19 protein-coding genes are annotated in these 23504 nt (G+C 67.4%); 6 read left to right on the top strand and 13 right to left on the bottom strand.

All coding sequences use genetic code 11. The features are described 5' to 3' along the window. Positions 1–8: 8 nt before the first annotated feature. Positions 9–2939: an FAD-binding and (Fe-S)-binding domain-containing protein gene (locus tag RIC54_RS15210; RefSeq protein WP_350098426.1), complete on the bottom strand. Its 2931-nt coding sequence runs from the start codon at positions 2937–2939 to the stop codon at positions 9–11. 73 nt (positions 2940–3012) lie between these two features. On the opposite strand from RIC54_RS15210, the gene RIC54_RS15215 reads away from it, so the two are divergent. After that, complete coding sequence (locus tag RIC54_RS15215; protein WP_350151155.1) at positions 3013–3831, top strand: AraC family transcriptional regulator; 819 nt, start codon at positions 3013–3015, stop codon at positions 3829–3831. 26 nt (positions 3832–3857) lie between these two features. Here the strand turns inward: RIC54_RS15215 and RIC54_RS15220 are convergent, their stop codons facing one another. The 8 genes from RIC54_RS15220 to htpX all read right to left on the bottom strand — a co-directional run bounded on the left by RIC54_RS15220 (position 3858) and on the right by htpX (position 13862). Continuing rightward, positions 3858–4895 carry an L-idonate 5-dehydrogenase gene (locus RIC54_RS15220; RefSeq protein WP_350098428.1) on the bottom strand — a complete coding sequence of 346 codons (1038 nt, stop codon included), beginning with the start codon at positions 4893–4895 and terminating at the stop codon, positions 3858–3860. Positions 4896–5262: 367 nt separating this feature from the next. After that, positions 5263–7176 (bottom strand): polysaccharide biosynthesis protein, encoded by a 1914-nt coding sequence (locus tag RIC54_RS15225; RefSeq protein WP_350098429.1) that lies wholly within the window; start codon positions 7174–7176, stop codon positions 5263–5265. Positions 7177–7228: 52 nt separating this feature from the next. Next, the gene (locus RIC54_RS15230) at positions 7229–8173 is read right to left on the bottom strand and encodes an NAD-dependent epimerase/dehydratase family protein (RefSeq protein WP_350098430.1); all 945 of its coding nucleotides are present in this window, start codon (positions 8171–8173) and stop codon (positions 7229–7231) included. Then, positions 8170–9192: an MraY family glycosyltransferase gene (locus RIC54_RS15235; protein WP_350098431.1), complete on the bottom strand. Its 1023-nt coding sequence runs from the start codon at positions 9190–9192 to the stop codon at positions 8170–8172. Before RIC54_RS15235 ends, RIC54_RS15230 begins: the two co-directional genes overlap by 4 nt. A 72-nt stretch (positions 9193–9264) precedes the next feature. Beyond that, a complete protein-coding gene (locus RIC54_RS15240) occupies positions 9265–10911 on the bottom strand; it encodes a heparinase II/III family protein (protein WP_350098432.1) in 1647 nt (548 codons plus the stop codon). Then, positions 10908–11573: a ribulose-phosphate 3-epimerase gene (rpe, locus tag RIC54_RS15245; protein WP_350098433.1), complete on the bottom strand. Its 666-nt coding sequence runs from the start codon at positions 11571–11573 to the stop codon at positions 10908–10910. The genes RIC54_RS15240 and rpe overlap by 4 nt, the downstream gene beginning before the upstream one ends. 53 nt (positions 11574–11626) lie before the next feature. Continuing rightward, complete coding sequence (locus RIC54_RS15250; RefSeq protein WP_350098434.1) at positions 11627–12937, bottom strand: RsmB/NOP family class I SAM-dependent RNA methyltransferase; 1311 nt, start codon at positions 12935–12937, stop codon at positions 11627–11629. Between the two features lie 46 nt (positions 12938–12983). Next, the gene (gene htpX / locus RIC54_RS15255) at positions 12984–13862 is read right to left on the bottom strand and encodes a zinc metalloprotease HtpX (protein WP_350098435.1); all 879 of its coding nucleotides are present in this window, start codon (positions 13860–13862) and stop codon (positions 12984–12986) included. A gap of 103 nt (positions 13863–13965) precedes the next feature. Between htpX and RIC54_RS15260 the strand changes: the two genes are divergently transcribed. After that, positions 13966–14184: a DUF1674 domain-containing protein gene (locus tag RIC54_RS15260; RefSeq protein ID WP_350151158.1), complete on the top strand. Its 219-nt coding sequence runs from the start codon at positions 13966–13968 to the stop codon at positions 14182–14184. 154 nt (positions 14185–14338) lie between these two features. Continuing rightward, the gene (locus tag RIC54_RS15265; RefSeq protein WP_350098437.1) at positions 14339–15205 is read left to right on the top strand and encodes an isocitrate lyase/PEP mutase family protein; all 867 of its coding nucleotides are present in this window, start codon (positions 14339–14341) and stop codon (positions 15203–15205) included. Positions 15206–15212: 7 nt separating this feature from the next. On the opposite strand, the gene rsmD is transcribed toward RIC54_RS15265, so the two are convergent. Next, positions 15213–15776: a 16S rRNA (guanine(966)-N(2))-methyltransferase RsmD gene (gene rsmD / locus RIC54_RS15270; RefSeq protein ID WP_350098438.1), complete on the bottom strand. Its 564-nt coding sequence runs from the start codon at positions 15774–15776 to the stop codon at positions 15213–15215. Next, entirely contained in the window at positions 15742–16950 is a 1209-nt protein-coding gene (locus tag RIC54_RS15275) for a pseudouridine synthase (RefSeq protein WP_350098439.1), read from the bottom strand. The genes rsmD and RIC54_RS15275 overlap by 35 nt, the downstream gene beginning before the upstream one ends. Positions 16951–17033: 83 nt before the next feature. Between RIC54_RS15275 and RIC54_RS15280 the strand changes: the two genes are divergently transcribed. Next, entirely contained in the window at positions 17034–17468 is a 435-nt protein-coding gene (locus RIC54_RS15280; RefSeq protein WP_350098440.1) for a nucleoside deaminase, read from the top strand. A gap of 9 nt (positions 17469–17477) precedes the next feature. Here RIC54_RS15280 and RIC54_RS15285 read toward each other — a convergent pair whose 3' ends face one another. Further along, the gene (locus RIC54_RS15285; protein ID WP_350098441.1) at positions 17478–19289 is read right to left on the bottom strand and encodes an EAL domain-containing protein; all 1812 of its coding nucleotides are present in this window, start codon (positions 19287–19289) and stop codon (positions 17478–17480) included. An 84-nt stretch (positions 19290–19373) separates the two neighbouring features. Here RIC54_RS15285 and RIC54_RS15290 point away from each other — a divergent pair, with 84 nt between their 5' ends. Continuing rightward, positions 19374–19775: a hypothetical protein gene (locus RIC54_RS15290; RefSeq protein ID WP_350098442.1), complete on the top strand. Its 402-nt coding sequence runs from the start codon at positions 19374–19376 to the stop codon at positions 19773–19775. 9 nt (positions 19776–19784) lie between these two features. Here RIC54_RS15290 and RIC54_RS15295 read toward each other — a convergent pair whose 3' ends face one another. Then, positions 19785–21350 carry a TIGR04372 family glycosyltransferase gene (locus RIC54_RS15295; RefSeq protein WP_350098443.1) on the bottom strand — a complete coding sequence of 522 codons (1566 nt, stop codon included), beginning with the start codon at positions 21348–21350 and terminating at the stop codon, positions 19785–19787. Between the two features lie 338 nt (positions 21351–21688). On the opposite strand from RIC54_RS15295, the gene RIC54_RS15300 reads away from it, so the two are divergent. After that, entirely contained in the window at positions 21689–23458 is a 1770-nt protein-coding gene (locus RIC54_RS15300; RefSeq protein WP_350098444.1) for a hypothetical protein, read from the top strand. Positions 23459–23504: the final 46 nt, after the last annotated feature.

Consider the following 23504-nt stretch of genomic DNA (forward strand, 5'->3'; position numbering starts at 1 on the left):
CGGCAGCATCAGCCGAGGCTCCGCGCCAGGACGACCGCGACATGCTCCGCGGTCCGTCCGGCGCCGTCGTGGATCTGGTGGCGGCAACTGGTGCCGTCGGCGACCAGCAGGGTGTCCGGCCCGGCCTTGCGGACCGCCGGCAGCAGGTTGAGTTCGGCCATCTTCATCGACACGTCGTAGTGCTCGGCCTCGTAGCCGAACGCCCCGGCCATGCCGCAGCAGCTCGACTGGATCACCTCGACCTCGAGCCCCGGTATCAGCTTCAGGGCGGCGGTAACGTCGCCCATGGCGTCGAACGCCTTCTGGTGGCAGTGACCGTGCACCGCCGCCTTGGTTGCGATCGGCTTCAACGCCAGGCCGTCCAGCCGACCGGCTTTCGCCTCGCGCGCCAGGAAGCTCTCGAACAGCATGGCCTGGCCCGGCACCGCCCCGGCGGCGTCGCGCAGCAGCGACGGCAACTCGTCGTTCAGGGTGAACAGGCAGGACGGCTCCAGCCCGACGATCGGCACCCCGCGCCCGGCATAGGGCGACAGCGCCTCGACCAGCCGGCGCATCTCGGCCTCGGCCTGCTCGATCAGCCCGCTCGCCAGGTAGGTCCGGCCGCAGCACAACCGCCGCCCCTCGCCGGTCTGCGACGGGTCGACCACATGCACCGTGTACCCGGCGGCGTCCAGCACCCGCACCGCGGCGCGCAGGTTCTCAGGCTCGAAATAGCTGTTGAAGGTGTCGGCGAACAGCACGACCTCGCGGCCGTCGGTCACCGGCCGTTCCGGGACTTCGGACGCCCGGAACGGATCGCCGGAGAATGCCGGCAGGCTGCGCTGCCGGGCGAAGCCCATCAGCTTCTCCGACAGCCACGGCAGGCCCGGTAGGACATCGCGCAGATTGGCGAGGTAATGGAAGCGCGACGCCGCCTCAGCCCAGCGCGGCAGGGTAGCGATCATCCGGTCCTTCAGCGACAGGCCGTGGCGCCGGACATACTGGCCCAGCACCTCGGTCTTCATCTTCGCCATGTCGACGCCGGTCGGGCACTCGCGCCGGCAGCCCTTGCAGCCGACGCACAGGTCGAGTGCCGACTTCATCGCCGGGTCGGTCAGGCCATCGGGGCCGAGCTGGCCGCTCAGCGCCAGCCGCAGCGTGTTGGCCCGGCCGCGGGTGACGTGCTCCTCGTCGCCGGTGGCCCGGAAGCTCGGGCACATCACGCCGGGATCCCGTTTGCGGCAGGTGCCGTTGTTGTTGCACATCTCGACCGCGCCGGAGAGTCCGCCCCAGGCCGACCAGTCGAACCGGGTCGCCGGGTTCACCGGCTTGTAGTCCGGCGGGTAGCGGAACAGCGAGCGGTCGTCCATTTTCGGCGGATCGACGATCCGGCCGGGGTTCATCAGCCCCTGCGGGTCGAAGGCGCGCTTGACCTCGCCGAACGCGTCGACCACCCGGTCGCCAAACATTTGGCGGTGGAACTCCGAGCGCACGATGCCGTCACCGTGCTCGCCGGAATGCGAACCCTTGTACTCCCGCACCATGGCGAACGCCTCCTCGGCGATCGCCCGCATTTTCTTGACGTCGGTTCCGTCCTTCATGTTCAGGACCGGGCGGACGTGCAGGGTGCCGACGCTGGCGTGGGCGTACCAGGTGCCGTTGGTGCCGTGCTTGTGGAACACCTCGGTCAGGCGGTCGGTGTAGTCGGCCAGATCCTCCAGCGGCACCGCGCAGTCCTCGATGAACGACACCGGTTTGCCGTCGCCCTTCATCGACATCATGATGTTCAGGCCGGAGCTGCGGACCTCGGTGATTTGCGCCTGGAATGCCGGGTCCTCGGCCCGGACCACCGAATCCGCGAAGCCCAGGTCGCCCATCATGGCGTCCAGGTCTTCGAGGCGCTTCAGCAGCGGATCGCACTCCTCACCGGCGAACTCGACGACCAGCAGGGCCTGCGGCTCGCCCTTCACGAAGCGGTCGACGATCGGCCGGAACATCGCGATCTGGCGCGCCAGATCCATCATCGTGCGGTCGATCAGCTCGACCGCGTAGGGCTTCAGGGTGACCAGGTGGCGGGTCGAATCCATCGCCTCCCGGAACGTCGGAAAATGACAGACCCCCATGACCCGGTGCTTCGGGATGGCGTGGGTCTTCAGTCGGATGCGCCGCGACAGCGCCAGGGTGCCTTCCGAGCCAACCAGCAGAGAGGCCATGTTGTGGCCGCCGCGGCCGTCGCGCTGCACCACCCGGTCCAGATTGTAGCCGCCGACCTTGCGCATCAGCTTGGGGATCCGGCCGTCGATCTCGTCAGCCTCGCGCTCGGCGATGGCACGCACCGTCTGCACCAGGTCGCGGTACCGCTCCGGTCCGACCAGTTCGCCGAGATTGCCCGGCACGTGACCGAACCGCGCCTCGGTGCCGTCCATCAGGATGGCGTCGATCGCCTCGACGTTGTCGACCATGATGCCGTAGTGGATCGACCGCCCGCCGCATGAGTTGTTGGCGGTCATGCCGCCGATGGTGGCCCGCGACGCGGTCGACACGTCGACCGGGAACAGCCGTCCCTTCGGCTTCAGCCAGGCGTTCAGGTGGTCGAGCACGATGCCGGGCTGGACCGTGACTTCCTCGGTCTCTGCGTCGTAGTCAATCACGTCGCGCAGGTGCTTGGTGCAGTCCAGCACCAGGGCATGGTTGACGGTCTGGCCGCACTGCGAGGTGCCGCCGCCGCGCGGCAGCAGGGGCACGCCCTCCTCGGCGGCGATCTGCACGGCGATGCGCAAGTCCTGCTCGGTGCGCGGGATCACCACGCCGATCGGCTCGACCTGGTAGATCGAAGCGTCCGTGGCGTAGCGGCCGCGGTTGAAGGCGTCGAACAGCACGTCGCCCTCGAGCTCGCGGCGCAGCCGCGCGGCCAGCGCGGAATCGCCGATACGGGCAGTGGCGGCGCGGTTGGCGCTCATGGTCTCATTCCTCCCATCGCCTGCTAAACTACCCCGAGTGGGAAGCAACCGATACCGGACCAGCGGACAGCGAATGTCGCCGAGCGGACAGGACAACAAGAAGCAGACCGCAGCGGGACGCGACCCGGTCAGCGGCCATGTTGAGGCCGATGTGGCGATCATCGGCCACGCCGCCAGCTTCGCGCCGGGCGCCAGCGTGTTGTGGCACCGCCACAGCCGCGGGCAACTGGCGCTGACCCTGGCGCGGGTGATGCGGGTCGAGACCCTGGACAAGGTCTGGCTGGTGCCGCGCGGCAGCGTGCTGTGGCTGCCGGCCGAAACACCGCACCGCAGCCTCGCGCCCGAGCAGCGGCTGATGCGCAGCCTGTACGTCCGACCGGACAGCGCCGAATCCCTGCCGACCGCGCCGACCGCGGTGGAGCAGGGCACCCCATTGGCCGACATGGTGACCTGGCTGGCTGAGACCTATGACAGCGACCGGCTGGACAAGGCGTGGTCGACGGTCGCCGGCGCCGCGCTCGCCCTGGTCCGGCCGGGACCGGGGGTCAGCATCCGGCTGCCGCAGCCGGCCGACCCGGCCCTGGCGGTGATCGCCGATGCCGTGCTGGCCGACCCGTCAGCCGAGATCAGCCTGGAGGACTGGGCCGAGCGCTTCGGCATGGCCGCCCGGACCCTGCGCCGCCGGGTCCAGGCCGAGACCGGCCTGTCCTACCGCGACTGGCGCCGCATCCTGGGCCTGACCGTCGCCGCCGAACGCCTGCTGGCGGGAGGACGGGTCACCGACGTGGCGTTCGAGACCGGGTATGCCGGGACCAGCGCCTTCGTTGCGGCGTTCCGAGCCGCGTTCCAGGTGACGCCGGGGGAATTCCAGCGGCGGGCGGCGGGGCGGTAGCGACAGCGCTTCCCATCCGTTCAACCTCAGAACCGCAGGTGCACCTTCATCGACTTGCGCCGATCCGCCGCGGTGCGGAACGCCTCCATGGCGTCGGCGATGGCGAACTCGTGGCTGAGCACGGGGTCGAGCGCCAGCCGGCCGCTGCCCAGCATCGCGACTGCCACCGGGAATTCACGGGCGAAACGGAATGAGCTCTTCAGGGTCAGTTCCTTCGTCATCACCACGTCCATCGGGAACGTCGCCCTGGCGTCGGCGTAGACCCCGATCTGCACCAGGGTGCCGCCGGGGGCCAGTTGCTGCAGACAGGTGGCGAGTGCCGCCGGGTGGCCGGAGCATTCGACCGCCACGTCGAACCGGCCGCGCGGCCGGGCCGGGTCCGCGACGCTGCCGGGATTGGCCGCCACGTTGTGGGTACGGTCGGCGCCCAGCGCCTCGGCGGCCTTCAGCGGCTCCGGGGTGACGTCGGTGATCTCGACGGCCGCGGCACCGGCGTGGCGGGCGGCGGCCAGGGACAGCGCGCCGATCGGCCCGGCGCCGGTCACCAGCACCCGGCGGCCGAGCAGCGGCCCGGCGTGGGACAGGGCGTGCAGCACCACCGACAGCGGCTCGGCCAGCGCCGCCACCCGCGACGGCGTGCCGGGGGCGACCTTCACGCATTGCCGCTCATGGGTGGCGAAGGTCTCGGCGAAGATCCCCTGGGCGTGCGGAAACCGCCGCGACGAGCCGAGGAACACCATGTCGGCGCACAGGTTCTCGCGGTCGGAGCGGCAGTAGTCGCAGGCGCCGCACGGATGGCTCGGGTTGATCGCCACCCGGTCGCCGACCGCCACCGTGGTGACGCCGGATCCAATCTCCGCCACCGTGCCGGCCGCCTCGTGACCGAGCACGAACGGCTCGCGCACCGGGAAATCGCCCATGCGGGCGTGGTGGAAGTAGTGCAAGTCGGAGCCGCAGATCCCGCCGGACTCGACCCGTACCCGGACCTCGCCGGGGCCGAGCGGACGCTCGTCGCGCGGCTCGACCCGCAGGTCCTCGATCGCGTGCAGCACCACCGCCTTCATGGCCGTCCTCCCGGGGAATGAACCCCGGCAATCTGCGTCCGGGCGGCGCGAGAGGCAAGCGCCGGAGGCGAACGCCGGGCGCGGCCGGTGGCCCCCGGCTCCGACCCGCCGCCGGCGGGCCGGTCCGGGGTGACGGTGGTGATGGGGACGCGATGTGTCCCCAAACTCCGCCAAACCCTATCGTGCTGAGGTGCGAGCGCAGCGAGCCCCGAAGCACCGGGGCGGCCGCGACCGGCCCTTCGTGGCCGCGCGATGCGCGGCACCTCTGGGCGACAAAAAACGGGCGGCTATCCCTTAACCCGCCGTCATCCCGGGCAAGCGAAGCGCGACCCGGGATCCAGCCGCCCGCTCCGCCGCTCCGGAGCCCTCAGTCTCCCGTCGCGCGCGCAACCGCCGGCGGGGTTGCCGGGGCGTATTCCGGGACCAGACGGGCAAGGGTGCGCTGGGTCGCCGCGGTGTCGCGGGATCGCGCGGCCGCTTCCAACTCGTCAAGGCCGCGGGCCAGCAGCGCCAGGTCGGTGGTGCGCGGCCGGGCGCGGCGCAGCGCCGGGATCGCGGTCGGCTCCAGCGCCTCGGAATCGTGGAACAGTTCCTCGTACAGCTTCTCGCCGGGACGCAGGCCGGTGAAGGTGATCCGCACGTCCTCGTCCGGCACCAGCCCGGCCAGCCGGATCATCTGGCGGGCGAGGTCGACGATCTTCACCGGCTCGCCCATGTCGAGCACGGTGATGCCGCCGCGCCCGCGCTCGCTGGCGACCTCCAGTGCCGCTGCCTGCAGGACCAGCTCAACCGCCTCGCGCACCGTCATGAAATAGCGGGTCATCTCGGGATGGGTGACGGTCAGCGGGCCACCGCGCTCCAGCTGGCGCTGGAACAGCGGCACCACCGAGCCGGTCGAGCCCAGGACGTTGCCGAACCGGGTGGTGACGAACCGGGTAGCCGAGCCCTCGGCCAGATCCAAGGCCTGCGCGTACGCCTCGGCCAGCCGCTTGGTGGCGCCCATGACGTTGGTCGGGTTGACCGCCTTGTCGGTGGAGATCAGCACCACCGCCCGCACCCCGGCGGCGCGCGCCGCGTCGGCGACGATCCGGCTGCCGACCGCGTTGGTCAGCACCGCATCGTCGACGTTCGCTTCCATCAGCGGAACGTGCTTCAGGGCGGCGGCGTGGAACACGATCTCCGGTGCCGCGGCGCGCATGACCTCGGCGACCCTTGGCCGGTCGCGCACGTCGCCGATCAAGGCGCGCCGATCGAGCGCCGGCACCGTCTCCTCCAGCTCGCGGTCGATGCTGTAGAGTGCGTACTCCGAGCTGTCGACCAGGGTCAGGGCTGACGGGCCGAAACCCGCGATCTGCCGCACCAGTTCGGAACCGATGGTGCCGCCGGCACCGGTGACCAGCACCCGACGGTCGGCGACCAGCGCGCGCATCGAACCGCGGTCGAGCGTCGCCTGCGGCCGGCCCAGCACATCCTCGACGTTGATCGCCCGCAGGGTGACGGCCTCGCCGTCGGCGGCCTCCAGCACCCCGACCCTCGGCAGCCGGCTGACGGGAATGCCGAGCGTGTCGCCCTGCTCGAACACCCGGCGCACGGTCGCACCGTCCATGCGGGCACGGGTAAGCACCAGGCGCTGCGGGCGCAGGCCCTGGCCGGTCAAGCGGTCGACCACCGCTGCCAGATCATCCAGCCCGCCGAGCACCCGTACGCCGCGGATTTCCCGGCCGGTGCGGGCGTCGCGGTCGTCGACGATGCCGACCACCCGGTAGGGCGCTTCCTGGCCGCGCGCCATCTCGCGGATGAACAGCTCGGAACCGTCGCCGGCCCCGACCAGCAGCACCGGGATTCGGTCCTGGGCGTTGCGCTCGAACAGCGCCGACAACGTGCCGTCCTTCAGCAGCCGGTAGGCAAACCGCGGCGTTGCCAGCATCGCGGTCAGCACGAACGCCTCGATCACCAGGAAAGAGCGTGGGAAATCGTCCAGCCGGGTCAGCGCGAACTGCACCACCAGGAAGCCGGCCAGCATCAGCAGCACCGCCCGGACGATGCGGGCGAGGTCACCGATCGAGGTGTAGCGCCACACCGCGGTATCGAGCCGGATCACCAGAAGCACAGCGACGGCGGTCAGGGTGAAGGCGACCAGCCCGGTCTCGACCACCTGGCGCGGCCACGAAAAGATGCCGTTGCCGAGCCGCAGATACAGCGACAGCAGAAACGAGGCCGACGCCATCGCGACGTCATGGCCGAAGATCGCGGCCGATCGGCGAAACGCCCGTCCGGTCAAGGCCGGGTCCTCCGGTTGCTGCGGTGGCAGGATAGCATGGCCAGCGTCTGACTTAGAGGCATGGATCCGGCCCGGCAAGCACCGCGTCGGCCATCGCCTGGTCGCCATCCAGCGGCGGCTGCCAGCCGAGGCCGGTGCGGATCGCCCGGTCGTCGACCGCATAGGACTGCACCAGGCGCCGCGCCGATTCGGGTCCCATGCGGGCACCCGCTAGCGCCGACAGAAACACACCGGGCACCGGCAGCACCCAGGCCCGGCGTCCGAGCGCCCGCAGCATCCGCCGCACCAGGGCGTCGGTCGACAGCGCATCACCGTCCGACACCAGGAACGTCCGGCCCGCAGCCTCCGGAGCCTCGATGCAACGCACCAGCGCCGAGACCAGATTGGCGCGGTGAATGAACGAGCGTCGGTTGCCGGAGTATCCGAGCGGCAGGATCGCCGGGGCATGACGCAGGAAATCGATCATCTGCCGGAGATTGCCGGAACTGGAACGGCCGTAGACCGCCGGCGAGCGGACCACCACCGCGCCGGGCGTCCGCGCGAGAACACATCGTTCGGCCGTCAGCTTCGCTTCGGCGTACACGCCCCGCGGGGCCGGCGTGTCCGACTCGGTCAGCGGACGGACGCCCGATTCCTCGCCCATCGCCTTCAGGGAGCTGAGGTAGACGAAGCGCTCCACTCCGGCAGCAATCGACTGGTCCAGGAGCCGTTCGGTGCCGGCGACGATCACTTGGCTCGCCTCGTTGCGCTGCGCCGCCTCGTTCTTGTCCAGGAGCGGTGGCGCCACGGTATGCAGCACGGCCTGGATCCCCTCGAGCGCCGCCCGCCAGTCGGTCGCCGCGTCGACCGGCCCAACCGCGACGGCACCGGCACGCCGGCCCGGAGGCAACCGGTCCAACGAACGGACCGCCGACACCACCTCGTGGCCGGCATCGGTCAGAGTCAGACGGGCAGCCCGGCCGATATAGCCGTTGGCGCCGGTGACCAGGACCTTCATGCGCGGCCCGCGGTTGAGCGGACCGGCGCCGGCCGAAGCGCCAGGAACAACGCGAAGACCACGCCGCCGCCGAGTGCGAGCGCGGCAACGGGAGCCAGCGGCGCCATGAACCAGGCGAGGGCGATCAGGCATGCGTTGGCTGCCGCAATCCGGATGCTGACCGACGAATGGCTGGCGCCAGCGATGACAGCGCGCTGGTAGACATGCTCGCGGTGCGCCTGGGTCGGGCTCTCCCCGCGCGCCACGCGCCGGGCGAGGGTCACCGAGGCGTCCACCAGATACACCAGCGGCAGGACCAGGGCCGCCGCCAGCCCAACCACGCCCTGGCCGGCGACAATGACCAACAGGAAACCAAGCAGGTAACCGAGCGGCACGCTTCCCACGTCGCCAAGGAAGATGCGCGCCGGGTGCCAGTTCCAGACCAGGAATCCGAGGGCGCCTGCCGCCAGTACCAGCGCGGGTCCGGCGGCCATAGCCGGTGCCAGCCCCAGGGCCGCAAGGCCCGCCAGGCCGGCACCGATCGACAGTGTCTCGATGCCGGTGATGCCGTCGATGCCGTCCATGAAATTGTACAGGTTCAGAAACCAGAGCCAGCCGAGCGCGGTCAGCGGCAGGTCGATCCAGGCCGGTGCCACGGCGGCGAGCGCTCCCCTGCCGTCCAACGCCCACAGACCGACTGCCACGGCCGCCGCCTGCACGCCGAGCCGAAGGCCGGCGCCGAGATTTCGCAGATCATCGACGAACGAGATCCCCGCCAGCGCCAGACCGGCAGCCAACGGCGCCAGCCAGCGCACCGGATCCGTCATCGACAGGTCGGCGGCAATCCAACCCCAGCCGACGGCGACCGCGGCGACAACCGCGATACCGCCACCGCGCGGCACCGGTACCGCATGGCTTGACCGCTCGTTGGGTCGATCGAGCACCGCGCGCCGGGTGAGCACGCCAATCAGCACGCGGGTCCCGACACACGCGAGCGCGAAAACCAGGGCAGGAGCCATGAGCGCCGTGGATTCAGCCATACCGGCGCTTATACCGGAGCGGATCGACGCGAGATAGGTGTCAAGGGACGAGCCGAGACCGGCGGGACCGCATCAGCCGGCGCGCCGGTCCTCACGACGCAGCGCCCATTTGATGGTAAGCGCTCCGTCTTCGCGCACCGACGCCACCGGCGTCGACAGCACCAGCTGCTGGCAGCGCTGCAGCGTGCCGCGGTCACCGAAATAGACGCTGTCCTGCAACTGCAGTGCGCCACCGGCGGAGCGCAGCCGCCAGCCGGCACCGGACGCCGTCCGCAACAGGGCCGCCGCCCCGCTTTGCACGATCGACGCCGAGACCCTTGGGTGCAGGTGAAACCGGATGACCGCCTCCGATGGCCGGGCGCCCGGGCCGCCCGCGTAGGTCAGGACGTCCTCGCCCCGCAGGTCATCGCCGCCGGCCGCCAAATACAGGCGCCGCCGATGGGTCAGGCCATGGCTCTCGGCGTACCCGTCGTGCTCGGCCTCTACCCAGACCGCGCCATCGGCTTCCCAACGCTCCAGGCGTACCCGGGTCGGACATCGGCCGACGGTCCCGTTCTCATCGATCTCGCTGGAATTGGTGTCGTCGACCACCAGAGTCGAATGCGCAGCGGTGGCCCGCAGCACCGCCTCCCATCGAGGATCCGCCGGTGCCGCTCCGCAATTGACGATGAGGCGCTCCTTGCCCGCCGATACCTCGAAGGACAGTGTGCCTGCGTGCGCGGTCCCTTCCTCCTCGCTCGGCACACCGGTGTCGAAGATGACAACCGCCCGGCCGGCCGCCAGCCGCTCGAACCCGGTGTCCGAGGCGGATCCCAAGGCCCGGACCTTGGTTTCGGTACGGGCCAGCAGCGAGTCGAGCCGCCACACCGCGCCTTCGGTACCGCCATTGAACAGCGCCAACCCACCGTCGCCATGCCGCAGCATCCGCAGCACGCCGGTCATCCGAGCGATGGCATCATCCAGCACGCCCGTCGACTCCCGGCCGGCGGCACGCAGCGCGGCACGGGTATCGACCAAGCAGGCCAGGACCGTCATCTGGGCGCGCGGCGACCGCGACCGATGACCGCCATCGGGCAAGATCTGCTCGCGCAACGCGGCATCCAGCCGGTCGACCAGGGCCTGCAGGCGATCACCGTTCTGGCCGAGGGCGACAGCAACCGCAATTGCGCCCCGCAGCATCTCGATGCGGGCAACGCCGTCGGGGCCACCGGACAAGGCACCAATCAGATGGCGGTGCTGCCGAGCCATGCTGGCCAGCACCACGTCGCGGAAACCCTCGTCGGCCGATTCTCCGAAGAAGCCGAACGTCCCGACCCAGGACGACAGCCGGCTGGCCAGAATGTCGAGCCGCCACGCCAGACGATCCCAGCGCTCGAAATGCTCGATCCAGCCTTCGATGAGGTCGCGAGCCCGGCGACGCGCGGCGTCGCCGCTGAGATCGCGCAAGTCCCGCAGCCAGTCGAAGCGATGCAGGATCGCAATGGCGTCCTCGGTGACGCCCACGGCCTGCCATGGGTCGGCGCCGACGTGAACGAGTTGGCCGTCGATCGGAAAGGCCCCTTCCAGGATCTCCCGCCCGGCCTCGGCATCGCCCGGCCACGGATCGGTGAGAGAGACCGACAGGCCCACAGGCGTCTCGCCATCAAGCCGCCAGTCGTGGATCGGGGAAGCGTACCAGGCCTCGCGGAGCCGCTGGCCCAGGCCTCCTTCCCCGCTCACGCCAGGGCCTTCAGCCGCGCAATGTTCGCGGCATACTCGGCCGGCCCGCCTTGGAAGGTCGCGGTGCCGGCGACCAGCACGTCCGCCCCCGCCGCCACCACCCGTGGTGCCGTTGTCGCGGTGACGCCGCCGTCGACCTGAAGACGGATGTCGCGACCGGTGGCATCGATGCGGGCGCGCGCGCCGGCGATCTTCGACAGCTGGCTCTCGATGAACGCCTGCCCGCCGAAGCCGGGATTGACGGTCATGACCAGGATCAGGTCCACCAGGTCCAACACGTTGTCCAGTGCCTCAACCGGAGTGCCCGGGTTGAGCGCGATCCCGGCCTTGGCGCCCAGCGAACGCACCAGCTGCAGCGTCCGGTGAACGTGGGCGCCGGCCTCCGGATGCACCGTCACGATTTCCGCTCCAGCCTCGACGAATGCCGGCACGAACGCGTCGACCGGCGAGATCATCAGGTGAACATCGAACGTGCGGTCGGTGTGCGGTCGAAGTGCTTTCACCACGGCCGGGCCTATCGTGAGGTTCGGCACGAAGTGGCCGTCCATCACGTCGATATGGATCCAGTCGGCGCCAGCTTCGCTGACGGCACGGACTTCTTCACCCAGCCGTGCAAAGTCGGCGGACAGGATGGATGGGGCGATCAGGATGTCGCGGGGCATGGCCGGTCGTTATCAGGTTGCATCGGTGGCATCAAGCGCCGCCCGCCGTGCCCTCAGGCGCGAACCAAGCGGCAAGCGTAGAACCCGTCAATGCCGCCACGGTTCGCAAGTTGATCCGGACGGCTGCGCAAGTCGCCATCCTCGGTGATCAACTCGGCAAGGCCGCCAATCTCGTCGGCGCGAATCGGCACGCGTTTCAACTCGGGATTTGCCGCCAAGGCTGCCGCCACCCGCTCCGGCCCTTCGATCGGCTCCAGCGAGCAGGTGCAGAACACCAATGTGCCGCCGGGCGCCAGCATGCGCACCGCATTGGCGATCAGTCGGTCCTGCAAGCCGGCCAGCGAGTCAGCGTCATTGGCGTGCTTCAGCCACGGAATGTCGGGGTGCCGGCGGATCGTGCCGGTGGCCGAGCATGGTGCGTCCAGCAGAATTGCGTCGACCGGATTCTCCAGCTTCATCTCGGTGGCGTCGGCGACCCGGGTCGAGGCAGCCAAGCCCAGGCGGGCCAAGTTGCGTTCCAGACGCTGCAGGCGCGGCTTGGAACGGTCGACCGCCAGGACCTGCGCGCCGGCCGCGGCCAGCTGGGCCGTCTTGCCACCGGGGGCGGCACACAGATCGACAACCCGCCGACCGGCCACCGGCCCCAGCAACCGGACCGGCAGCGACGCCGCCATGTCCTGCACCCACCAGGCGCCCTCCGAGAAGCCTGGCAGCGCCTCGATCCGGCCGTCGAAGGCGCGCCGCAGCGTGCCGTTCGGCAGCAGTGTGGCGCCCAGCTTCTTGGCCCAGCCCTCCGGATCGTCCTTAACCGAGATGTCGAGCGGCGGCTCGACGAACCCGGCGGCGGCGATCGCTTCGGCGGTTGCCTCGCCATAGGCGGCGCGCCAGCCCTCGGCCAGCCAGTCCGGCAGCGCGTCCAGCGCCGACAGCTTCAGGATCTCGCCCCGACCCTCGCGGTCCAGGCGGCGCAGCACGGCGTTGGTCAGCTTCACAAACGGCTCATGGCCGCGAGAGCGGACCGTGTTGACCGCGCTGTCGACCGCCGCGTGCGGCGCCACGCCGAGAATCAGTAATTCGCTGGCCGCCAGCCGCAGGATATCGCGCACCACCGCCGCCTTGGTCGGCAACGGCTTGTCGATGCAGGCATCGACCAGCCGGTCCACATGTCCCAGACGTCGCAAAGTAGTCGCCACCAGCAGACGCGCAAACCCGCGGTCGCGCTCGGGCAGCTTGGCCAGCCCGTCGTGAGCCGCCAGCGCCTCGTCGAGCGGGGTGCGCTTTGCCAGAACGGCACGGAACAGGTCGAACGCGACGCTGCGCGAGGCGGAGACCTTGTTGTCGGATGCGGTGCGAGTATCGGCCATGGGCGCCGTTTGAGCACGCATAGCCGAACCCCTCAAGCCCCCTTGTTCAACCCCAGGGACCGCGCCCCTGAGCGGGTGCATTCGCCATCGCGCGCAGGCGCGCCACCCGTTCGTGCATCGGCGGGTGGGTGGAGAACAGCGAGTCGATCGATCGGACGTGCAGGGGGTTCACGATGAACAGATGGGCGGTCGCCGGGTTGGCCTCGGCGACATGGTTGTCGATGCGACGGGCGGAGTTGTCCAGACGCTCCAGCGCCGATGCCAGCCACAGCGGGCGGCCGCAGATCTCGGCGCCCAGAGCATCGGCACCGTATTCCCGATTGCGGCTGATCGCGAGCTGAACGATGGTCGCGGCCAACGGCGCCAGAATCGCCATCAGCAGCACACCGATCCCGCCCAGCGGACTGTTGCGGTCGCTTGATCCGCCGAACATGGCGGAGAACATCGCGAAGTTCGCCAGCATGGACAGCGCGCCGGCCAGGGTCGCGGTGATCGTCATGATCAGGGTGTCGCGGTTCTTCACGTGCGCCAGTTCGTGCGCCATCACCCCGGCGACTTCCTCGTGGTTCAACTGCCGCAGCAGGCCGGTCGTCGCCGCGACGGCGGCGTTCTCAGGGTTTCGGCCGGTGGCGAACGCGTTCGGCTGTTCCTGCTCGATGATGTAGACCCGCGGCATCGGCAGGTCCGCACGCTCGGCAAGCTGCCCGATCATGTCGTGGAACCACGGCAGGTCGGCGCGCCCGATCTCCCGTGCCCCGTGCATGCGCAGCACGATCGAGTCGGCGTTCCAGTACGCGAAGAAGTTCATGCCGACCGCGACGATCAGCGCGATCGCCATGCCGCCCTCGCCGCCCATGGCGTAGCCGGCGACCAGGAACAGCGCAGTCAGCGCCGCGAGCAGCAATCCGGTGCGGAAGGTGTTCATCTCTCCGTTTCCAAGATGCGATGGGACCGCTGCAGAAGTGGCCCGTGCCGTGCGCCGCTTCAAGGCTGGCGCCGGCCCGGCCGCGCGCCTATATCCTGATGTCATGAGCAAGCAACCCGGCCTGTTCCGAGATATCCGCACTCCTCAGTCGAAGGCGGCCGAGCCGCCTGCACCGGAATCCGCCAAGCCGGTCGAGGTGCCACCCAAGCTCGATCCTAGCGCGGCCGCGCAGGAGCTGCCGCCGGAGCGCGGCGGCTACACCGGGCCCGAACCGACCCGCTTCGGCGACTGGGAACACAAGGGTCGCTGCACGGATTTTTGATCCTTCAGCACCCGAACCTTCTCCGCCGAACTGACCCGGGGCCGATCGCGCCATGGAGTGACGTCGTGGGGGTCGGACCATCGCCCTTCGCACCCTTGCCGTCTCCGTGCCAAAGTCGCGTCAGCGACCAATGGCCCGATCCGGGAGGAACCCCATGGCATCCCTGCGCGACAAACTGAAACCCGGCAAGCTGCTGACCGCCCCCGGAGTGTTCGACGGCATCTCGGTCCGGCTGGCCGACCGGATGGGATTCGACTGCCTGTACATGACCGGCTACGGCACCGTCGCCTCGCATCTGGGCCTGCCGGATGCCGGCCTTGCATCGTACCGCGACATGGTCGACCGGGTGCGGGTGTTCGCCAGCTTGGCAACCACGCCGATGGTGGCGGATGGCGATACCGGCTACGGCGGATTGCTGAACGTCGAACACACCGTACGCGGTTACGAGCGGGCCGGCGCGGCGGCGATCCAGCTGGAAGATCAGGAATTCCCGAAGAAGTGCGGCCACACCCCCGGCCGTCGCGTCATCCCGATCGAACAGGCCGCCGCCAAGATCAAGGTGGCGTCCGAAGCCCGGGACAGCCGCGACTTCCTGATCGTGGCCCGCACCGACGCCCGGACCGCCCACGGCCTGGATGAAGCCCTGCGCCGCGCCGAAGCGTTCGCCAAGGCCGGCGCCGACATCCTGTTCGTGGAATCGCCGGAATCCGTCGAGGAGATGGAACGGATCGGCAAGGCGTTCGACCTGCCGCTGCTAGTCAATGTGGTGGAAGGCGGCAAGACGCCGGTGCTCAGCGCCGAGGAGTACGTCGGGCTCGGCTACCAGATGGCGATATACCCGGCCGCCGGCTTCCTGGCGGTGGGTGCTGCACTGGAGTCGGTCTATGGCACCCTGAAGTCGACCGGGGCTTCGACACAGGTGACCGCGCCGCTCGCCGACTTCATGAACTTCTCAAAGGCGATGGGATTCGAGGAGATCTGGGAGTTCGAGAAGGCACACGCCGGGCTGGAAGGACGGTGACGCCCCCCTACTCGGCTGCCTCGCGCTGCAACAGGATCAGGCGCGCGGCGCCATACCGCCGGTCGTCGGCCAGGGTGTAGCCTGCCGGCGCCGATACGGCTTCCTTCTTGCCGACTTCGACCGCGATCACGGTATCCGCGCCGACCCAGCCGCCGCGGCCGACCGTGTCAAGTGCTTCGACCCACAGGCCGGATCCGTAGGGCGGGTCCATAAGGACGAGATCGACCGGTTGCGGCGTCCGCTCCACAAACCGGGTAGCGTCGGCCTCGCGGACCTGGGCCATTCCGGCCGCGCGAAGGGTGGTAATGTTGGCGCGCAGCGCGGCTAATGCCGCAATCCCGCTTTCCACGAACACCACCTGGGCGGCGCCGCGTGAGAGGGCTTCCAGGCCGAGCGCCCCGGTACCTGAAAACAGGTCGAGCACCCGCGCGCCACGCAGGGTCAGCGGAAACCGACCGCCGTCGAGGATCGAGAACAACGCCTCACGCGCCCGCTCCGACGTCGGCCGGATCTCCAGGCCGTCGGGCGCGACCAGTCTAGCTCCGCGGTGCTTTCCGGCGACGATCCGCACCCGACTTCCCCCTGTCCGTTCCGGTTCCCTCCGGGTCGCTACGATCCGGCTTGGCGGCGCCAAAGCGCGAACCGCCCGGCCTGGCTTTGCCCGCCTTGGCCGCATCCGGCTTGGCCCAGCCTGTCTTCGAAACACCTGACTTCGTCGCAGCAGACTTCGATCCGGCGGGCTTTGCCGCCCCGGACTTGAGCGACACCTTCTCAACCGCCGCCGACCGTGGGGCCGACTTGACGACATCGGCGCGCGTGCGCTGGGGTCGTGCACCGGACGCCGGACGCTGGTTCTCAACGTCGATGTCCGCCGGCTTCGACTTGAGCCGCAGGGTGCCCGGCCGGCGGCCCGGCGGCTGGGTGCCGGTCCGTTCCGGCTTGGCCTTGGCGTGGCCGCTGTCGTCGCCCTTGGCGAGACCGAGTTGGTCCTTCAGAACCCGCCGCTTGATTTCCTCGACCCCGCCCGGTGGCACGTCGCCCAACTGGAACGGGCCGTAGGTGGTACGGATCAAACGGCTGACCGTCAGCCCGACGTGCTCCATCACCCGGCGGATCTCGCGGTTCTTGCCTTCGCGCAATGCCACGGTCAGCCAGGAGTTGGTGCGCGTAGCCTTGTCGATCGTCACCTCGATCGGGCCATACTCGACCCCCTCGATCCGCACGCCCTTCTTCAGGCTCGCGAGCTTGGCCTCGTCCAGCGGGCCGAACACCCGCACCCGGTAGCGCCGCACCCAGCCGGTCGACGGCAGTTCCAGGTACCGCGCCAGGCCACCATCGTTGGTCAGCAGCAGCAGGCCCTCGGAGTCGATGTCCAGCCGACCGACCGTCACCACCCTCGGCAGGTCCTTGGGCAACCTGTCGAACACCGTCGGCCGGCCTTCCGGATCGCGGTTGCTCGTCACCAGGCCATCGGGCTTGTGGTAGCGCCACAGACGCGGCGGCTCGATCTCCGGCAAAGGCTTTTCGTCGACCAGGATGACGCTGTCGTCATCGACGTTGACCGCCGGCGAGGTCAGCATCACGCCGTCGACCTTCACCCGGCCCTCCGCGATCCAGCGCTCGGCGTCTCGGCGCGAGCACAGGCCGGCCCGCGCCAGACGCTTGGAAATGCGTTCGGAGCCGCGGCTCTCCTCGAACAGCGGGGCGAGATCGGTCGGCGGGTGGCGGGGCGTTTTCGTTGACATGGGCCGCCGGTGTAGCGCGCCGCGCCCGGCGTGACAATCGAGTCTCGAACGGGTATGCCCGCGCCATGGTGGGTGACGGCTACATGGCACGCGCTCTGGCGCAGGCGGAATCAGCGGCACGCGGCGGGGAAGTGCCGGTCGGCGCTATCTTGGTGCACGCTCCGAGCGGACGAATCCTCGCCGAATCCGGCAACCGCGTCGAGACCGACGTCGACCCGACCGCGCACGCCGAGATGCTGGTGATCCGGGCCGCAGCCCGGGTTCTGGGCGCACCTCGTCTGGTCGATTGCGATCTCTACGTCACGCTCGAACCGTGCGCGATGTGCGCCCAGGCAATCGCGCACGCACGCCTCCGTCGGCTGGTGTTCGGCGCGTACGATCCGAAGGGCGGCGGCGTGGAGCATGGAGCGCGGGTGTTCGAACAGGCGACCTGCCACCATCGACCTGAAATCGTCGGCGGAGTCGAAGAGCGCGCGGCGGCCGGCCTGCTCAAGGCGTTCTTTGCCACCCGCCGCTGACCGGCCTGCTCAAGTCAGTTCCGACGTCGCCAACCGCCGGTCGTTGCCTTTTGCCTGCTTCTTGAGGCGCGCGATCTCGGCCATCACGCGGTCGGCCGGCACCGGGTCACGACCGGCCGGCAGGACCAGCATGCCGGCACTGCAGGTCAGCAACTCGAAACGGCGAACCAGGCCGTCGCGCGCCGCAGCTTCCAGATAGCCGAGGCAGCGGGCTTCCGGTTCGTAGAAGCTTTCAACCTCATGCTGGAACTGCCCCAGCACGTCCCGCACCCGAGCGGTCGTCGCAACCGGATCGTCGCCGGTGAAGCCCGCAAAGAAGTCATCCCCTCCGATATGGCCAAGAAACGCTCCGTCACCGGCAAACGCCTTCTGCATCAGCTCGGCGAACAGCTGGATGGCCCGGTCACCCTGTCGGAAGCCATAGGCGTCATTGAACGGTTTGAAGTTGTCGAAGTCGAAATACGCCAGGATTCGCGTCGTCGAGGTATCGGCCAGCGCACCGGAAACCCAGTCGCCAATCGACAGATTGCCCGGCAGCCGGGTCAGCGGGTTCTGGTCGCGGGCCGCCGCCAGGTTCTTCTCGTGGACTGCCCGCAGGATCGCGATCGAGCTCATGAACCCGGCGTATCGTCCGTGTTCGACCATCAGGATGCCTGGTGAATCCGTACGGTGGGCAAACACCTCCAGGATCTTCTCGATCGGCGTTTCGATCGCGGCCACCGGGCAGGGCAGAACCAGATCGCGCAGACGCTTGCCGTAGGTCTTGTTCGCCATCAGATCGCGCCCGAACGGCGAGTAGACATAGGTCTTCAGGTCGACGTCGCGAATCACCCCGATCGGCACGCCATCCCGATCGATGACCGGAAACAGCGTGAGTTCCCCGTGGCGTCGGAACGCCTCGAACACCTCGACCATGTCGAGCTCGGCCAACAGGGGCGGAAGCGTCTCGATCTGCTCTCGTACCAGGCCGACATCGCCTGATCGGTTGCGGCGCTCTTGATGGTTGATGCGCTCGACGATCGGATAGACCGAGCGCAGCGTCGTCCGGTCGATCGTCGGGTGCTGGATCAGGAACCCCTGGGCAAGGTCAAAGCCCAGATCCTTGCATGTTCGGAATTCAGCCTCGGTCTCCACCCCTTCCGCAATCATCCGGATCCCGAGAACCTGCATCACATCGACAATGCGCGACAGGAACAGCCGCTTCTTCGGTTCCGCCGAGATGCCGGAAATGAAGTACCGGTCGATCTTCACATAGTCGGGCTGATGCTCGTGCAGCAGCCGAAGCCGGGAATAGCCTTGGCCGAAATCGTCGAGCGCGAGGTGACAGCCGGCCTCCTTCAGGCGTCGGAACACTCCGAGCGCCCCGTCACCCGTGGCCAGGTCCTGGGTTTCGGGAATCTCCAGACAGAAGCGGTCGCGATCGATACCCGCAGCGTCGAGCCGCTCGGCGATCTCCTCGGCCACACCCTCGGCAGCGGCGACCCGTCGGGCATCGACGTTCAGGAACAGGCGGGCAGTGTCGCCCGGAAGTGCCGCAAACGCGTCGATCGCCTTGTTCTGCAGCAGCCGCTCCAGGGGCCCCAGCCATCCGCGATGATGGGCAAGATCGAACAGCGCGCCGATCGGCGAGAGCCCGAGCCGGTCGACGCCGCGCAGCAGAGCCTCGTAACCGTGAGCGATGCCGGTGTCGAAGTGGACGATCGGCTGAAAGGCGTAAGCAGTCGCCTGATCGACCGTGGCAAGGAAAGCCTCCAACGAAGCAAACGCTCTGGATCGCGCGTCATCCAGCCGGATGACGACGGCCTCGGTTTCCTTAGTCATGCATCCCCCACCCACAGGCCTTGACCTTGGAGGCCACGCTCGACCAAAAGTCCTAACGTGATCTTACCGAGCAGTGAAGTTTTCATGACCGACGCCGCGCAGACCACCAATCGCCGCATGCATCTGATCTTCGATCTGCAGCGCGGGCGGCTGGTCGCCAGGGAATTCCTGCGTGAGCTGTCGGCCCAAAACTGGCTGCTGCAAGTCACCGGTGCATCGAGGCGACACGATCTTGATCCGATGCATCTCGAGACGGTGATGGTCGAGACGATGCGCAAGGCCCAGATTGCGCTGGTGCTGATCACGCCGATGGCGTCCACCAGCCGCAACGTGGTGGAGGAGATCCGATACGCCAAACACGCCAATCTCCGGATTGCCGGCGTGTTGCTTGCCGGCTCGACCGCGCACACCCAGCTGCCGGATGGCCTGCACCGCTCGACCGTCGTCGGCTGGGATTGGGGCGCGCTGAAGAAAGCGCTGCTGTAGACAGCGGCGCTACACCAGATCCTGAAAGCCACCCTGGTCGTTGATGACCAATACACGCCCGCGATTCAAACCGACCTTGGGCGGTTCAGGCAGGTCGGCCTCCAGGGATTGCATGAAACCGCTCACCGCCTGCTCGACCTCGGCAGCGCTCAGATCGCGAATGTCATACCCGAAGGTGTTGAGCAGGTTCCGTTCGCGAATCCGTCCAAGCGAACTGTAGGCGCGATGCTCGACGACCATCCGTCCATCGTCGCTTGAATGGATCGGCTTCACGACCGTCCAATTGCGGCGCCCCCAGGGCAGCAGGTCGAACGGGTGCCAGTTCAGAAACAGGCTTGGGGTCCCGTACAGAAGCGGCACCAACGACAGTCCCGAGCTCGAGCCGATATGGAAGCGGGCGGTCCCCGGCAGCAGGATGTCCAGCGCCTCGGATTTCAACTCGGACACCGCATAGTCGAAGACACCGGCCATCGATGGCAGGGGCGTCATCGACGGGTCCCCAAGACGGACGACCTGGTAGCCTTGCTCCACCAGCGTTGCCAGCGTGTTTAGGTACGCCCTCACATCGACATCGCGCAGGCTGGAAGCGCCTACCGCTCGAAACCCGCTCTCCCGGCAATGCAGGGTTACGATTCGGGCGTCAGGGCTGATGCCGCTTGCGTCGAAGAAATGCCGCAGCGCCGGATCCCGCCGCGACGGTTTCTCCAGGATTGCACCGCCGGCGTCCCCGGATCGGTCGGCCACGATGCCGCAGGCTTCAAAATAGTCGACGAAGCGGCCGTCCACCCACTCGTGATGCGCGCTGTGATGATGGTCGGCAAACACCGATCCCTTCGGAACAATCTTGAAATTCTCCGACAGATCCGAAAGGCATTGCCAGAGAAACCGATTGGCAACACCTCCCTGCCAGATCTCAGCGTTGCGAAATTCCATCAGGCCCGCGGACTGACCTTTTAAAACATACATGAGAACCACTAGATGTCCGATCGCGAACGTCCACTGATCCGTAAATCCACGAGTTTCATCACCGTATAAATTTCTTCTTATTCTTCTAATAAACTTGGATTTTCCAATCGAAATTTCATCTCTAAATTTAAAAAATCCCGCTGATGATAAAATTTCAATAATATTACTCTTAAATCTTACGATATCAAACGCATCCATGACCTCGCTTGGTACAATTTTCTCGGACAAAATCGCCAAAGAAATCTCAAAATTATCCTGGCAGTTCTCGAAATGAATCGGGCTTTTGTTGATGTTTGATAAATTTACCTGACCGTTTACCAATAATACCGAAGCCACGAACGGTCTGATCTTGTAATCGCGGCTATGGGCGGATTCCGCATACTTCCGCAGTTGGCCAACGCCAACCTGTCCGGCGGCATAGAGCACCTTTCGGAGGGCCTTTCCCCCAATATCGGACTCCGAAAGCACCCTCGATCGCCGAAACCACGAGAACACCTCATCCGGATCATCGATCGCAAGAATGAGGTCGGCAAGATCACCGCACGACACGGGATCAATCAGGAGAGATCTTTGTGCTGGCCGTCCTTCCTTACGCACGACGTTGTTCATTCGCGTTCCAATAAGTCGGCATCAACCGGTCGCGACAGGAGGCGATCGTTCCAGCCATGAGCAAAACCCTGTCGGGCAACCGGACACACATGGGCGCCGCATCGCACCACAGTTGTCTCGCCACGAACCATCACCGCCCTGCCGCGCCATCCGGTAACCCTTCTCGTCAGACGGAGCAAGCACCGGGGATCGGCAGCGCCTTGACATCCACCTCCATGAATTGGCGCTCCATCGGGGGTTGCGGCGTCGGCAAATGCCTTGCCTAGCTTGTTGGAGCGGATTTAAGCTATTCTGTTGCTAGTTGGGAGAGGCTGTCAGTCGTAACCATTGCTTGGAACATGACCGTTCCGGTGCGGCTGCTGACGACGGGGATAGAAGTGTCCGGCAACAAGACATTCGAGATCCTCACGATGCGTGGGGGGTCGTGGTCGATAGAAGCAACCACGACATCACTGGAATCGGCGAAGGCCGAGGCCGCCAAGATGCTGAACCGCCCCAACACCCAGGGCGTTCGCGTCATACAGGAATCACGGAAATCGATCGCCCAACTCGGACCGGAAGACATCCTGTTCGAGAAGCTGCGGATCAAGAACGAAGACAAGATCTTCGTGCAGCACATCCTGGATGCGCCGATGTGCTCCAGCGCGGCGGACCTGTTCGAGCGTCCGGCCCGCATGACGATCAATCAGCTGTTCCGGGCCTATCTCGACAAGAACAACATCACCGCCGGCGAACTGATGCATTCGGCAAAGGAGATCAAGCGCCTGCTGGATGAAGGCACGCTGATCTCCTCGGCAACCGGCAAGGTCGCGACCATACAGGCGAAGAAACAGGAAGGCGCGACGACCAATCAGCGGCGCGACATGCTGTTCGAGTACGTCAACGAGATCAACGCGAAAGCCCGGACCGCCGCGGACCAGAAGCTGCCCAGGATCCGGGACGCCGGGTTCAACGATGTTCTGGAACGGATCACCGGTTCCGCCGCGGCAGGTGACGCGGACTATCTGATGCGGGTCGCCATCTCGACCGAGTTGCTCGATACCCGCAGCTATTTCGGCAAGCTGGTGCAACTCCTCGAATGGTCTTCGGCGGTCGAATCGGATCAGGCGTTCGTCCTGCTCGACTTCTTCATTTCCGACGTCCTGTGGAACGCCGACGTGATACGCGATCTGCTTGGCGACCAGCGCGATCTGGGCAGTGCGCTGGTCACCATGATCTGCTTCGCCAACGGCGAGCCCCTGACCGAGGAGCTCCCCGAGGGCCTGAGCCCCGAACACCCCAAGTTCGTCGGCATGCAGCTCAATCAACTGATCGCAGAAGGCCGGCTGCCGGATACCCAGACCGTTCTGTTCGACCGGATCAAACGGCAGTTGGAGGGCTTGAATCCGCTGTCGCGCGGCGACCGCGAGGAAGAGCGCGAAGTGTTTTTCGGCCTGCTGAACAAGCTGATCCCGGACATCGAGATGATCGGCGGGGCGGCGATGGCCGAAGCCGTCACGGCTCGCCAGTCGACACTGATCAACAAGGGCGGCAACAAGGGCATGAAGGAAGCGGCGGCATCGATGCTGCCCTCCCTCAACGACCCCGGCCGCAAGACCGGCTACCTTTTGGCGCTGCTGGAGTGTGAGATCGGCCAGGAGGTGCTGCGCGCCGACATCGACGACCACCTGGACGCCATCCTGGTCAAGCCACCATCGGTCAATCATCTGGTCAGGGACAAGCTGCCGCCGAACAAGAAGATGCAGAAGCTGACCTCGATCTATTACCGGGTCGAGAAGTCACGACTTCCTGATGACCGCAAGGAGCGGCTGACCAAGCATCTGGACGATCTGCTCGCTTCCTACATCGTCGACGGCAAGATCCTCGACAAGGTGAACAACCCGGAACGCCCGCTGCACATCCGCGCCAACATGCTCCTCAGCATGGTGCAACCGGACATGCTGCCGAGCGGCCGGGCGTCGGCGCTGGCCCGCGACATCATCGTGAAGCACCTGAAGCGGCCGAACTTCGAGGCGGAGTTCGTCTCGCAGATCCCCGATGCGGAGCAAAAAGCGCGGAGCCTGCGCCAGTTCCACGAGCAGCTGCGCCGGTGCGGCTTCTTCGGCTAAGCCGGTCGAGCCGCGGAACCGCCGGTCACTGGGCCTCGTAGCGCAA

This window comes from Thalassobaculum sp. (assembly GCF_040219215.1).
Taxonomy (GTDB): Bacteria; Pseudomonadota; Alphaproteobacteria; order Thalassobaculales; family Thalassobaculaceae; genus Thalassobaculum_A.